The sequence below is a fragment of the Pseudomonas sp. NMI542_15 genome (genome assembly GCF_021283425.1).
Taxonomy (GTDB): Bacteria; Pseudomonadota; Gammaproteobacteria; order Pseudomonadales; family Pseudomonadaceae; genus Aquipseudomonas; species Aquipseudomonas fortuita.
Map to the genome: position 1 here is coordinate 141,785 of NZ_JAJSRO010000011.1, position 12,243 is coordinate 154,027.

At 63.4% G+C, this 12,243-nt stretch carries 11 protein-coding genes and 1 riboswitch; of the genes, 2 read left to right on the forward strand and 9 right to left on the reverse strand.

Going from position 1 to position 12,243, the window contains the following annotated elements; all coding sequences use genetic code 11:
* Nucleotides 1-7: 7 nt before the first annotated feature.
* From LU684_RS17375 to LU684_RS17405, 7 genes are all read right to left on the reverse strand, one after another.
* Nucleotides 8-526, reverse strand: coding sequence for a retropepsin-like aspartic protease family protein (locus tag LU684_RS17375; protein WP_060516852.1), 519 nt, complete (start codon nucleotides 524-526; stop codon nucleotides 8-10).
* The gene (locus LU684_RS17380; protein ID WP_016489464.1) at nucleotides 523-1,509 is read right to left on the reverse strand and encodes an esterase-like activity of phytase family protein; all 987 of its coding nucleotides are present in this window, start codon (nucleotides 1,507-1,509) and stop codon (nucleotides 523-525) included. Before LU684_RS17380 ends, LU684_RS17375 begins: the two co-directional genes overlap by 4 nt.
* Nucleotides 1,506-3,410 carry a DNA topoisomerase IV subunit B gene (gene parE, locus LU684_RS17385; protein WP_016489465.1) on the reverse strand — a complete coding sequence of 635 codons (1,905 nt, stop codon included), beginning with the start codon at nucleotides 3,408-3,410 and terminating at the stop codon, nucleotides 1,506-1,508. Before parE ends, LU684_RS17380 begins: the two co-directional genes overlap by 4 nt.
* A 35-nt stretch (nucleotides 3,411-3,445) precedes the next feature.
* A complete protein-coding gene (locus LU684_RS17390) occupies nucleotides 3,446-4,054 on the reverse strand; it encodes a YqiA/YcfP family alpha/beta fold hydrolase (protein WP_016489466.1) in 609 nt (202 codons plus the stop codon).
* Nucleotides 4,055-4,294: 240 nt separating this feature from the next.
* Nucleotides 4,295-5,092 carry a 3',5'-cyclic-AMP phosphodiesterase gene (cpdA, locus tag LU684_RS17395; protein ID WP_232894854.1) on the reverse strand — a complete coding sequence of 266 codons (798 nt, stop codon included), beginning with the start codon at nucleotides 5,090-5,092 and terminating at the stop codon, nucleotides 4,295-4,297.
* Between the two features lies 1 nt (nucleotide 5,093).
* Entirely contained in the window at nucleotides 5,094-5,546 is a 453-nt protein-coding gene (locus LU684_RS17400; RefSeq protein ID WP_016501905.1) for a DUF1249 domain-containing protein, read from the reverse strand.
* Entirely contained in the window at nucleotides 5,537-6,154 is a 618-nt protein-coding gene (locus LU684_RS17405) for an NUDIX domain-containing protein (RefSeq protein ID WP_016489468.1), read from the reverse strand. Before LU684_RS17405 ends, LU684_RS17400 begins: the two co-directional genes overlap by 10 nt.
* 184 nt (nucleotides 6,155-6,338) lie before the next feature.
* On the opposite strand from LU684_RS17405, the gene LU684_RS17410 reads away from it, so the two are divergent.
* Nucleotides 6,339-7,085: an RsiV family protein gene (locus tag LU684_RS17410; protein WP_016489469.1), complete on the forward strand. Its 747-nt coding sequence runs from the start codon at nucleotides 6,339-6,341 to the stop codon at nucleotides 7,083-7,085.
* Here the strand turns inward: LU684_RS17410 and cytX are convergent.
* Nucleotides 7,054-8,337, reverse strand: a complete 1,284-nt coding sequence (gene cytX / locus LU684_RS17415; RefSeq protein WP_016489470.1) for a putative hydroxymethylpyrimidine transporter CytX — start codon at nucleotides 8,335-8,337, stop codon at nucleotides 7,054-7,056. The two genes, LU684_RS17410 and cytX, sit on opposite strands and share 32 nt — an antisense overlap.
* 148 nt (nucleotides 8,338-8,485) lie before the next feature.
* Complete coding sequence (gene thiC, locus LU684_RS17420; RefSeq protein ID WP_016489471.1) at nucleotides 8,486-10,366, reverse strand: phosphomethylpyrimidine synthase ThiC; 1,881 nt, start codon at nucleotides 10,364-10,366, stop codon at nucleotides 8,486-8,488.
* Between the two features lie 154 nt (nucleotides 10,367-10,520).
* Nucleotides 10,521-10,627: riboswitch (TPP riboswitch) on the reverse strand.
* 160 nt (nucleotides 10,628-10,787) lie between these two features.
* On the opposite strand from thiC, the gene LU684_RS17425 reads away from it, so the two are divergent.
* A complete protein-coding gene (locus LU684_RS17425) occupies nucleotides 10,788-12,221 on the forward strand; it encodes a TolC family outer membrane protein (protein WP_016489472.1) in 1,434 nt (477 codons plus the stop codon).
* Nucleotides 12,222-12,243 lie beyond the last annotated feature (22 nt).

Sequence of the window (12,243 nt, forward strand, 5' to 3'; positions counted from 1 at the left end):
GGCCTCGTCATTTCAGGTTCTGGCGTAGCAGCATGGTGCCGCCGCGCTGGGTAAATTCAAGTTGTTTCAGGGCACTCATGCCCAGCAGTACGGTTTGCCCGTCCAGCCCCGGCACCACGATGGCGCGCACATCCTGCAGGCGGATATCGCCCAGTTGCAGGCTGACCAGGCGTGTGCGGTAGCCTTCGGTGCGGCCATTGGCGGTGCTGAGCAACACCGGGCTGCCGCGCTCAAGGTTCAGGTCACGGGCCAGCGCCTCGGGGATCGCCACATCGGTGGCACCGGTGTCGAGCATGAAATGCACCGCCTGGCCGTTGATCGCGCCATCCACCATGAAGTGGCCCTGGCCGTTGCCCAGCAGGCGCACTTCGACAAAGCCTTCGCCGTGCTCGGACTGCACCTGGGCATTAGGGTTGCGCTGGCTGTCTTCCCACTGGCCGAAAAAACGCGTGGCGAGGAACAGTGCCGCCGCCCAGGCGACGATCATCAGTACCCTGCCCGCCCGCTTGCCCGGCGCCTGGCTCATGGTTTGGCGCTCCAGCCACCTTCCGGTGCAGCGAAGCGCCAGACAATCGGGCGCGTCTCGCCATCGGCCCGGGCGCCGTTGTTGTTGTCCAGGCCGATCCATGCGCCCTTGGCATCAATCACAAGGGCTTCGGCCAGGCCGAATGGTTGCGGGTATCGGCGCGCCTCGGCCAGGGCGTCGGCCGCAAACGACCAGCAGCGCTCGACCTGACCGCTGTCGGTATCACGCCGGCAGACCCGGTAAGCATTGCGTTCGAGGGTGAAGAGCTTGCCCTCGAACCAGGCCAGGTCGGCAAAATCGCGCGACAGCGCCCTGGCATTGGGCATTTGTGCAGGCTGCATCTCGACTCCGGCCTCGCTCAGCAGCACACAGCTGCGTCCGCAGGTCCACACCGATTGCTGGCGCTCGATGGCCACCAGGCCACGGCGCTCGCGTTCGGCGGCCAGCCACAGGCGGTCGCCCGCCGGGTTGATCGCCAGGCCTTCGAACAAGGCATTGAAGTTCAGCAGCATGCCGCTGGCGCGGGCCTGGCGCACCATGGCCGGGTCGATCTTCAACCAGTCCGGCTCGCCTTGTACCGGTAACTGCAATACGGCGGCATGGGCTTCACTGGCCAGGTACAGGTTACCCGCCTGGTCACAGGTGATACCTTCGAAATCCAGCTCGCCCCCGCGAATGTACGAGGCCGCCCAATTACGCGATTTCAGGCCCCATGGCAGGCCGCTTTCCGGAGGCGATGGCGGGGTAAAGGTTAGCGGTTGCGCGCGCCACGTCGGGTTCTGCTGGTCGAAGCGGTAGATGCGGTCGTCGTCGCGGTCGGACACGCCCCACAGCCCGCCCCGGCATTGCGCCAGGCCGGACAAGTTGCCACCGCGCATGCCGTCAATCGGGTACTCGGCAGTGAGCTTCAGCTCGGGCCAGTTACCCGCCAGGGCAGGCAAGGCAACCAACGCAACGCAAACGGCAAGAACGTGCCGAATCAAACCATGACCTCGGCCAGGTTGCCTTTGGTTTCCAGCCAGCTCTTGCGGTCACCTGCGCGCTTCTTGGCTAGCAGCTTGTCCATCAGCTCGCAGGTGGCCTCGACGTCATCCAGGGTCAGCTGCACCAGGCGCCGGGTGTTCGGGTCCATGGTGGTTTCACGCAGTTGCGGCGGGTTCATCTCACCCAGGCCCTTGAAGCGGGTAACCTGCGGTTTACCGCGCTTCTTCTCGGCCACCAGGCGGTCGAGGATGCCGTCACGCTCGGCTTCGTCGAGGGCGTAGTAGATTTCCTTGCCCAGGTCGATGCGATACAGCGGTGGCATGGCCACGTACACATGCCCCGCCTCCACCAGCGCACGGAAGTGCTGGACGAACAGCGCACACAGCAGCGTGGCGATGTGCAGGCCGTCAGAGTCGGCGTCGGCGAGGATGCAGACTTTGCCGTAACGCAGTTGCGCCAGGTCTGTGGCACCCGGGTCAACACCGATGGCCACGGCGATGTTGTGCACTTCCTGGCTGGCCAGAACTTCGCCACCGTCCACTTCCCAGGTGTTGAGGATCTTGCCGCGCAGCGGCAGGATCGCCTGGTATTCCTTGTCCCGTGCCTGCTTGGCCGAGCCACCCGCCGAGTCACCCTCGACCAGGAACAGTTCGGCACGCATCGGGTCCTGGCCGGCGCAATCGGCCAGCTTGCCCGGCAAAGCCGGGCCCTGGGTGATGCGCTTGCGCTCGACCTTCTTGCTGGCCTTCAGGCGGCGCCCGGCGTTGCTGATGGCCAGTTCTGCCAGTTGCATGCCCAGCTCGGGGTGGGCGTTGAGCCACAGGCTGAAGGCGTCCTTGACCACGCCGGAGACAAAGGCAGCCGCCTCGCGCGACGACAGGCGCTCTTTGGTCTGCCCGGAGAACTGCGGCTCCTGCATTTTCATCGAGAGCACGAAAGAGATGCGCTCCCACACGTCCTCCGGCGCCAGCTTCACCCCACGCGGCAGCAGATTGCGGAACTCGCAGAACTCGCGCATGGCATCCAGCAGGCCCTGACGCAGGCCGTTGACATGGGTGCCGCCCTGCGCAGTGGGGATCAGGTTGACGTAGCTTTCCTGGACGCTGTCGCCGCCTTCTGGCAACCACAGCAACGCCCAGTCTGCGGCTTCCTTGTTGCCCGCCAGGCTGCCGCAGAACGGCTCGTCAGGCAGGCGCTGGAACTCGCTGACCGCATCGACCAGGTAAGAACGCAGGCCGTCTTCATAGTGCCACTCGACCTTCTCGCCGCTGGCTTTGTCTTCAAAGCTTACCAGCAGCCCCGGGCACAGCACGGCCTTGGCCTTGAGCACATGCTTGAGGCGGCTGATGGAGAACTTGGGTGAGTCGAAGTACTTCGGGTCTGGACTGAAGTAGACGCTGGTACCGGTGTTGCGCTTGCCGACCGAGCCGACCACTTCCAGCTCGCTGGCCTTGAAGCCATCGGCGAAGGTCATCTGGTATTCGTTGCCGTCGCGCTTGACGCGCACACGTACCTGGGTCGACAGGGCGTTGACCACCGAGATACCCACACCGTGCAAACCCCCGGAGAACTGGTAGTTCTTGTTGGAGAACTTGCCGCCGGCATGCAGCTTGGTAAGGATCAGCTCGACACCGGACACGCCCTCTTCCGGGTGGATGTCCACCGGCATGCCGCGGCCATCGTCGCTGACCTCCAGCGAATGGTCGGCATGCAGGATGACCTGCACAGAACGGGCGTGGCCAGCCAGGGCTTCGTCAACACTGTTGTCGATGACTTCCTGGGCCAGGTGGTTGGGGCGGCTGGTATCGGTGTACATGCCCGGCCGCTTGCGGACCGGGTCAAGGCCCGAGAGGACTTCGATGGCGTCTGCGTTATAGGCGCTAGCGCTGGGATTGGCCATAGGGTCTCGTCGTCAGTCTGGTGAATGCAAAAAGGTCAAAATACAGAAAAATCGAGCGCCGCGTAGTGCCCGCGAGCAATGCCGGCAAACGCCAGCAGAGCCGGCAGGCGCTCGGCAAAGCCCTGGAAGCTGTGATCGCCACCGGCCTGGATACGCAGGGCGCATGCACGGTAATAACGCTCGGCATGGCGATAGTCCAGGGTCTCATCGGCGGTCTGCAGCCACACTTGATAGCGGCCGGCATCCACCGGGGCCGGCACTTCCAGCTCGGCCAGGGCCTGTACGTGATCGTGGGTCAGCTCCCAGGTTTCACCGCTGTAGTGATTGCGCTGAGTGCCCAGGTACCCGTCGAAATGCTTGTGCGGCGTTACCGCAGGGTTGACCAGCAGGGCCTTGAGGCCATGGCGCTCGGCCAGATGGGTGGCATAGTAGCCGCCGAGCGAACTGCCCACCAGCAGTGGCGCACCCAGTTCGGCGATGGCCGCTTCAAGCTGGGCGATGGCCTGCCGCGGGTGGTGATGCAAGGCGGGCACACGTAGCTGGGCCGACAGGCCCAGTTGCTGCATCACGGCGTCGAGCTGGCGCGCCTTGGTCGACAGCGGCGAGCTGTTGAAGCCATGGATATAGAGGATGGAACCCGACATGCTGCCCCCGAAATCTGTGGCTTCGCGCCTGATGATGTGGGCGCAGGGACGCGCAGTGTAGCGCGTTCGCCGGGTTTTGGCGCCGCACCGTGGTTTTAGCAACAAATTCTTCAACAGACTTGAAAGTACCGGGGGCGCTCTGCGCCCATTCGCGGCACAAGGCCGCTCCCACAGGGATTCCCGGTCTCCTGTGGGAGCGGCCTTGTGCCGCGAATGGGCTGCGCAGCAGCCCCAAGATCCTCAATACCCCGGGCTATCAAAGTCGAGTTTCACCGCAAAATCCGTGGCCCGCTCCACCCCGGTTTCCAGCCGCCCGTCGGCGTGCAGGCGCAACCAGCGGTACCCGGGCTGCTCCTCGCTCACCTTGAAGTCTTCGCTGCGCGCCGCGAACTGAATACAGGTTGAAGGCGTGGCCAGCAGGCGCCGCCCGTCGCGCACCTCATCCCATTCCTGATGCACATGCCCCCACAGCAACGCCCGCACCTGTGGATAAGCCTCGACGATATCGAACAGAGCCTGGGCATTGCGCAAGCCGATCGGCGCGATCCAGGCGCAGCCGATGTCTACCGGCTGATGGTGGAAGCACACCAGGCAATGCCGCTCGCCCGCCTCGTTCAAGGCGGCCTCCAGCACCGCCAGCTGGTCGCTCTCCAGCAGACCGTGTGTCGCCCCCTGCACCGCAGTGTTGAGCATGACAATACGCCAGGCCCCAACATCAGTTACCGCTTGCACCAGCTCCGGGGCCACTTCAGCCATTATCCGGGCCTCGTCGTGGTTACCCGGCAACCAGCGGGTGGGCACGGCTAACGGCGCCGTCAGCTCCCGGAACGCCTCATAAGAGGCAACGCTAGCGTCCTGGGACAGATCACCTGTACACAACAGCAGGTCGACAAGCGGTTGCTCGCGCCGCACCTGGGCCACCACATGGCGCAGGCTGTCACGGGTATTGAGCCCCAGCATGCTGCCGGCCGGATCGGCGAAAAGATGGGCGTCGGTCAGTTGCAGCACATGTACAGGGCGCGTCTGGTCTGGATGCATGTCAGCGAACGCTTGCCAGTTCGTGGCCGCAGGCCAGGCAGTGGCTCAGCCATTCACCCAGGAACAGGTTGAGCTGGGCCTTTTCGTCCGGCTGGTGCATGGCCTCGTTCGGATACGGGTAGATACTGCGCAGGCGCCGGGTGTGTTCGGCGCTGACCACTTCGGCCATGCGTGCATCGTGGTACACCTGCACTTCCAGGTGCGGCACCGGCAGCCACGGCAGGCTGTGCTCCTGACGCACATGCAAGGTGGTGGTGTACGGGCAGGCCAGCACCACGTCCAGCACCAGCACGCCGAGCATCTGGTCGCCCTGGGTCATGCCGATGCGGCGCGAGCTCTGGGTGGTGCGCATGTCGGGCAACAGGCGCATCAGCCGGGCGTAGTTGGCCTCGCAGGCGGCCTGCAGCCCGACCAGGTCGACTCGATAGCGCTCGCGCAGCAGGTTCACTTCCACATACCTCGTACTTCGTCACGGTTCAGCGCCAGCCATTGCAAGCCGATAATAGTCGCCGCGTTGCAGATGCGCCCATCGCGTACCGCCTGCAAGGCATCCTCGAACGACCACACGCGCACGCGGATGTCTTCGCCCTCTTCTTCCAGACCATGCAGCCCTCCCGCGCCTTCGCTGCTGCAACGGCCAAGGAACAGGTGAACGTATTCGTCACTGCCGCCGGGCGACGGGAAGTAGCGGGTCATCGGCCACAAGGCACTGAACGTCAGGCCAGCCTCTTCCTCGGCTTCGCGATGGGCGACTTCCTCGGGTTCTTCATCCTTGTCGATCAGCCCGGCAACCATCTCGATCAGCCAGGGGTTACCGACCTTGTCCAGTGCGCCGACGCGGAACTGCTCGATCAGCACCACTTCATCACGCAACGGGTCGTAAGGCAGCACACACACTGCATCGTGGCGCACAAACAGTTCGCGGCTGATCTCGCGGCCCATGCCACCGGCAAACAGCTCGTGGCGCAGGTGCACCTTGTCGAGCTTGTAGAAGCCCTGGAAGCAATTGTCCCGCTTGACGATCTCGACCGCCTTGGGCACCGAATTCAACGTGTCTGACATGGAAATCCTCGTTACCTCAATTACCGCATCGCGCCATCCTACTCTGCACGCTTGCCCGTTTCACCCCTTTCCGGCAACCGTTCGCACACTCGGGACAGCGCGTCTTCACTCTGTTAGCTTAGTGGCGAACTGAAGGCCGCGCAGACGGTCAAAGGCCGACTTTCCCTGTTCTGCAAGGATCACCATGACACTTGTCAAACTGACTTCCGTGGCTGTGCTGGCACTGGCTCTGGGCGCCTGCCAGAGCCTGTTCACGCCCAACTACCGGGCCCCGCTCGAGGTCAAGCGCGACGCCTGGGAGCATGTCAAACCCGGCTGCAGCGAAAGCGACTGCCCGCTGGTGAACATCGACACGGTCCACTTCCCCGCCCTGCCCGCGCTCGACGGCATTGTCGAAAAGCGCCTGCTGCAACTGACCGAAGACAATCAGCATGGCACCGCGCCCAGCACCTTGCAGGCCTACGAACAGCAATACCTGGCCAGTGCCGACAAACGTAACAGCAGTTATTTGCAAGCCAAGGTACGCGAGCAGCATGACGGGCTGGTGATCATCGAATTGTCCAGCTACCTGGACAGTGGTGGCGCGCATGGCATGCCCGGGCGCGGCTTCATCAACTACTCGCGCAAGCTGGACAAGGTGCTGACCCTGCAGGACATGCTGGTGCCAGGCCAGGAGGAGACCTTCTGGAAAACCGTCGAGGAGTCGCACCGGGCCTGGCTGATGAGCGTGGGCATGGACAAGGACGCCGAGTTCGTCAAGACCTGGCCGTTCAAGAAGTCGCCGCACATCGCCCTGACGTACGGCGCGGTAGTGGTCAAGTACGAGGTCTACGCCATCGCGCCCTATTCCATGGGCCACGTGGAACTGAAGATCCCCTACCCGCGCCTGAATGGCGTACTCAAGCCTGAACTGTTTCCCGGCCGCGGCTGAAGCTCAGCAGCCCGTGCAGCACACCTGCCAGTAACAGTGCTGGCAGGGTAGCCCCCAGCTCTGGAGCGTTGGCGGCAATCAGGTGATAGGCCGCCACCCCCGCAAACCAGGCCACCAGTGCCTGCCAGTGCAAGCCACCCACCTGCGCCGGCAGGCGACGACGACGGATCACGTAGTGGTCCATCAGCACCACGCCAAACAGCGGCGCGAACACCGAACCAATCAGCAGCAGGAAGTTTTCGTACTGGGCCAGCGGGGCCAGCAGGGCGATCAGGGTGCACAGTACGCCAATGCCCAGCGCCAGGTGCTCAACCTTCACAGGTACGAGCACGCCGGTGGAAACAGCCGCCGAGTGGATGTCGGCAAAGGCCTTTTCCGACTCGTCCAGCAGAATGAGCAGCAGCGGAATACCCATGCCTGCGCCCGCCAGGGCCAGCAGCAAGGCATTGACTTCGCCACTGGCGGCAAAGGCCAGGGTGTAGGCCACGCCCAGGCTCATCAGCCAGGTGTTGCCGATGAAATAGCCAAGTACCGTGCCGCCGAACACGTGCTTGCCGTTGCGGGCGAAGCGCGAGTAGTCGGCGATCAGCGGCAACCAGGACAGCGGCATGGCGATGACGATGTCAAAGCCCACGGCCAGCGACATCGACCCGTCACCGGCGCGGCCCCACAGTTCAGCCAGGTCGGCCTTGGCGAACAGGTTCCAGGTCAGCCACAGACAGGCGCCCAGCAACACCCAGATACCCCAGGCGCGCAGCACCTTGCGCACGAAGGCCAGCGGCCCGCTGACGGCCAGCAGGGTGGCCAGAGCGCCGAAACACAGGGTCCAGAGCATCGGGCTGTTCCAGGCACTGCCTTCGCCGAACGCCCGCGCGCCCAGCAGGCTGGCGGCATCGCGCATGACAATGATCTCAAATGCGCCCCAACCTACCAGTTGCAGCAGGTTGAGCACAGCCGGCAAGCGCGCGCCATGGCTGCCCAGGCTGAGTTTCAGGGTGCCCATGGCAGAAAGGCCGGTGTCGCTGCCGATGACACCGGCGGCGCCCAGCAACAGCACACCCACGCCGGTGCCCAGGGCGATGGCCAGCACCGCGCTGGCAAGGCCAAGGCCTGGGGCGAGCATGGCGCCGACTTGCAGCACCATCAGGCCGATGCCGAGGGAGAACCACAGCGAGAACAGGTCGCGGGCGCCGAAGATGCGCTGGTGGGTGGGGACCGGGTGGTCGGGGGAGAATTGGCTGGGGGTGGTCATTGTCATGTTCGCCAGAGGAATGGATGGGGCTTCGCCGAGCCATTGTGGGAGCGGGCTTGCCCCGCGAAGGCGTCTGGCCTGCCGAACGCGTTGGCGCAGCTGACGCTTTCGCGGGGCAGGCCCGCTCCCACAAAGGGAAATGACGTTCTTACACTTTGTGGTACAGCTGGCTGCCTTCCTGGCGGAAACGCTCGGCCTGCTCGCGCATACCTTGCTCGACCGTTACATCCACGGCCTCGATCTTGGCGGCGTATTCACGCACTTCCTGGGTGATTTTCATCGAGCAGAACTTTGGCCCGCACATCGAGCAAAAGTGCGCCACCTTGGCCGATTCCTTCGGCAGGGTCTCGTCGTGGAAGGCACGGGCAGTGTCCGGGTCCAGACCCAGGTTGAACTGGTCCTCCCAACGGAACTCGAAACGCGCCTTGGACAGGGCGTTGTCGCGAATCTGCGCGCCGGGGTGGCCCTTGGCAAGGTCGGCGGCGTGCGCGGCGATCTTGTAGGTGATGATGCCCGTCTTGACGTCATCCTTGTTCGGCAGGCCCAGGTGTTCCTTGGGCGTGACGTAGCAGAGCATGGCGCAACCGAACCAGCCGATCATCGCCGCACCGATGCCCGAGGTGATGTGGTCGTAGCCCGGGGCAATGTCGGTGGTCAGTGGGCCGAGGGTGTAGAACGGCGCCTCGTCGCAGCACTCCAGCTGCTTGTCCATGTTCTCCTTGATCAGCTGCATCGGTACGTGGCCAGGGCCTTCGATCATGCACTGCACGTCGTGCTTCCAGGCGATTTTGGTCAGCTCGCCGAGGGTTTCCAGTTCACCGAACTGCGCGGCGTCGTTGGCATCGGCGATCGAGCCAGGGCGCAGGCCATCACCCAGCGAGAAGCTGACGTCGTAGGCCTTCATGATTTCGCAGATTTCGTCGAAGTGCGTGTAGAGGAAGTTTTCCTTGTGGTGCGCCAGGCACCACTTGGCCATGATCGAGCCACCGCGGCTGACGATACCGGTGACGCGCTTGGCGGTCAGCGGCACATAGCGCAGCAGCACACCCGCGTGGATGGTGAAGTAGTCCACGCCCTGCTCGGCCTGCTCGATCAGGGTGTCGCGGAACAGTTCCCAAGTCAGGTCCTCGGCCACGCCATTGACCTTCTCCAGGGCTTGGTAGATCGGCACGGTACCGATTGGCACCGGCGAGTTGCGAATGATCCACTCACGGGTTTCGTGAATGTGCTTGCCGGTGGACAGGTCCATGACCGTGTCCGAACCCCAGCGAATGCCCCAGGTCAGCTTGGCCACTTCTTCCTCGATCGAGGACCCGAGGGCACTGTTGCCGATGTTGCCGTTGATCTTCACCAGGAAGTTGCGGCCGATGATCATCGGCTCCACCTCCGGGTGGTTGATGTTGGCCGGGATGATCGCGCGCCCGCGGGCGATTTCCTGGCGGACGAATTCGGGGGTGATTTCTTTCGGGATGTTGGCACCGAAGCTGTGGCCGGCGTGCTGCTCGTTCAGCAGGCCAGCGGCGCGGGCTTCTTGCAGCTTCATGTTTTCGCGGATGGCTACATATTCCATCTCGGCGGTGATGATGCCTTGGCGGGCATAGTGCATCTGCGAGACGTTGGCGCCGGCCTTGGCACGGCGCGGGTTGCGCACGTGGGCGAAACGCAACTTGGCCAGTTCGGCGTCGTTCAGGCGCTGCTGGCCAAAGTCGGAGCTGAGCCCGCCCAGGCGCTCGGTGTCGCCGCGGGCCTCGATCCACGCCGAACGCACGTCGGCCAGGCCCTTGCGCACGTCGATGATGACGTTGGGGTCGGTGTACGGGCCCGACGTGTCGTAGACCAGTACCGGCGCGTTGGTCTCGCCACCGAAATCGGTCGGGGTATCGTCCAGGCTGATTTCACGCATGGGCACGCGAATGTCCGGCCGCGAGCCTTCGACATAGATTTTGCGCGAGCGCGGGAACGGTTGCACGGACTGCTGATCGACTTGTGCCGATTCGCTGAGGTTGATCGCTTTTTCTTGTTTGGTCATCACAGGCTCTCCAGACGGCTTCCTAGCAGTGGAATGTCGGGGAGAACCTGAAAAACGCGGACGCACCCATGAAGGCGTGCAGTGCCGGATAGGGGGTGCCTGAAGCTGCATGCAGCTGCGACATTCCCGGACCTGGCACAAGAGGCTCCCCGGGAAGGCGAGCAATCTTGTTCCCTACGCAGGCGCTAACCTGATCAGGTTCAACGGGATCCGCACCTCTGCGATCTCAGCCTTTGCTTCAAGGCACCCCGACAAGAACATGCGCAGTCTAGACTGGAGTGGTCGGCAAAGCCAAGCGGGTAAATGCGCGGATGATGAAAGGCACACCGAGCGATTGTTGCCGGGTGCGCATGGCACTACACTGGCCCATCGCTCGATACTCAACAGTTCAGTAATTAAATTTCGTACAAGGATTGCCTCTATGCTGCGCAAACTCTCACTGGCGATAGCCGTGTCTTGTGCGTCCAACGGAATGGTCTGGGCAGCGGATATGCTCCCGACAGTTAAAACCGACCTGGTCAGCGTTTATCAGGAAGCGGTAGACAACAACGCCGACCTGGCAGCAGCACGCGCCGATTATGGCGCCCGCCGCGAAGTAGTACCGCAGGCCCGCGCCGGGTTGCTGCCGAACCTGTCGGCCGATGCCGAAATGATGAACACCCGCACCAAGCTGGACGAGCCCTCCATCACCTCCAACCGCAGCGGCAATTCATGGAGCGCAACCCTGGCCCAGCCAATCTTCCGCGCTGATCGCTGGTTCCAGCTGCAGGCCGCCGAAGCGGTCAACGAACAGGCAGCGCTGGAGCTGTCGGCCACTGAACAGAACCTGATCCTGCAAACCGCGCAAAACTACTTCGCCGTGCTGCGCGCGCAGGACAACCTGGCCGCGACCAAGGCTGAGGAAGCCGCGTTCAAGCGCCAGCTGGACCAGTCCAACGAACGCTTCGATGTGGGCCTGTCGGACAAGACCGACGTGCTGCAATCCCAGGCCAGCTACGACACGGCGCGGGCCAACCGGATCATCGCCGAGCGCCAGGTGCAGGATGCCTTTGAAGCGCTGGTCACTCTGACCAACCGTGAATACACCTCGATTCAAGGCGTGGTGCATACCCTGCCCGTGCAGGTCCCCACGCCAAACGACGCCAAGGCTTGGGTCGAAACCGCCGGCCGCCAGAACCTCAACCTGCTGGCCACCAACTATGCGGTTTCTGCTGCTGAAGAGACCCTGCGCCAGCGCAAGGCCGGCCATGCGCCGACCCTGGATGCCGTGGCCAAGTACCAGAAAGGTGACAACGACAGCCTCGGCTTTACCAACCCTTCGCAACTGGGCGTGCGCTACAGCGGCGATGTCGAACAGACCAGCGTTGGCCTGCAACTGAACATCCCGATCTACAGCGGAGGCCTGACCAGCTCGCAGGTACGCGAGGCATACCAACGCCTGAGCCAGAGCGAACAGCAGCGTGAAAGCCTGCGCCGCCAGGTGGTAGAAAACACCCGCAACCTGCACCGCGCGGTGAACACCGATGTAGAACAGGTACAGGCGCGCAAGCAGTCGATCATCTCCAACCAGAGCGCGCTGGAAGCCACTGAAATCGGCTACCAGGTAGGTACCCGCAACATCGTCGATGTGCTCGATGCCCAACGCCAGCTGTACACCTCGGTGAGGGATTACAACAACAGCCGCTATGACTACATCCTCGACAACCTGAGCCTGAAGCAGGCGGCCGGCACCCTGAGCCCGCAAGACCTGCAAGACCTCAAGCGCTACCTGAAACCGGACTACAACCCGGACAAGGACTTCCTGCCGCCAGACCTGGCTGCGGCAGCGGCCAAGAACTTTGAGCGTCGCCCTTGAAATAGGGGCGTATTTCTCACAG

Bases quoted from the DNA above. Each gene is read 5' to 3' on its own strand.
- thiC (WP_016489471.1), bottom strand. From the start codon at position 10,366: ATGACCAAACAAGAAAAAGCGATCAACCTCAGCGAATCGGCACAAGTC.
- cpdA (WP_232894854.1), bottom strand. From the start codon at position 5,092: ATGCATCCAGACCAGACGCGCCCTGTACATGTGCTGCAACTGACCGAC.
- LU684_RS17405 (WP_016489468.1), bottom strand. From the start codon at position 6,154: ATGTCAGACACGTTGAATTCGGTGCCCAAGGCGGTCGAGATCGTCAAG.
- LU684_RS17375 (WP_060516852.1), bottom strand. From the start codon at position 526: ATGAGCCAGGCGCCGGGCAAGCGGGCGGGCAGGGTACTGATGATCGTC.
- LU684_RS17425 (WP_016489472.1), top strand. From the start codon at position 10,788: ATGCTGCGCAAACTCTCACTGGCGATAGCCGTGTCTTGTGCGTCCAAC.
- LU684_RS17390 (WP_016489466.1), bottom strand. From the start codon at position 4,054: ATGTCGGGTTCCATCCTCTATATCCATGGCTTCAACAGCTCGCCGCTG.
- cytX (WP_016489470.1), bottom strand. From the start codon at position 8,337: ATGACCACCCCCAGCCAATTCTCCCCCGACCACCCGGTCCCCACCCAC.
- parE (WP_016489465.1), bottom strand. From the start codon at position 3,410: ATGGCCAATCCCAGCGCTAGCGCCTATAACGCAGACGCCATCGAAGTC.
- LU684_RS17410 (WP_016489469.1), top strand. From the start codon at position 6,339: ATGACACTTGTCAAACTGACTTCCGTGGCTGTGCTGGCACTGGCTCTG.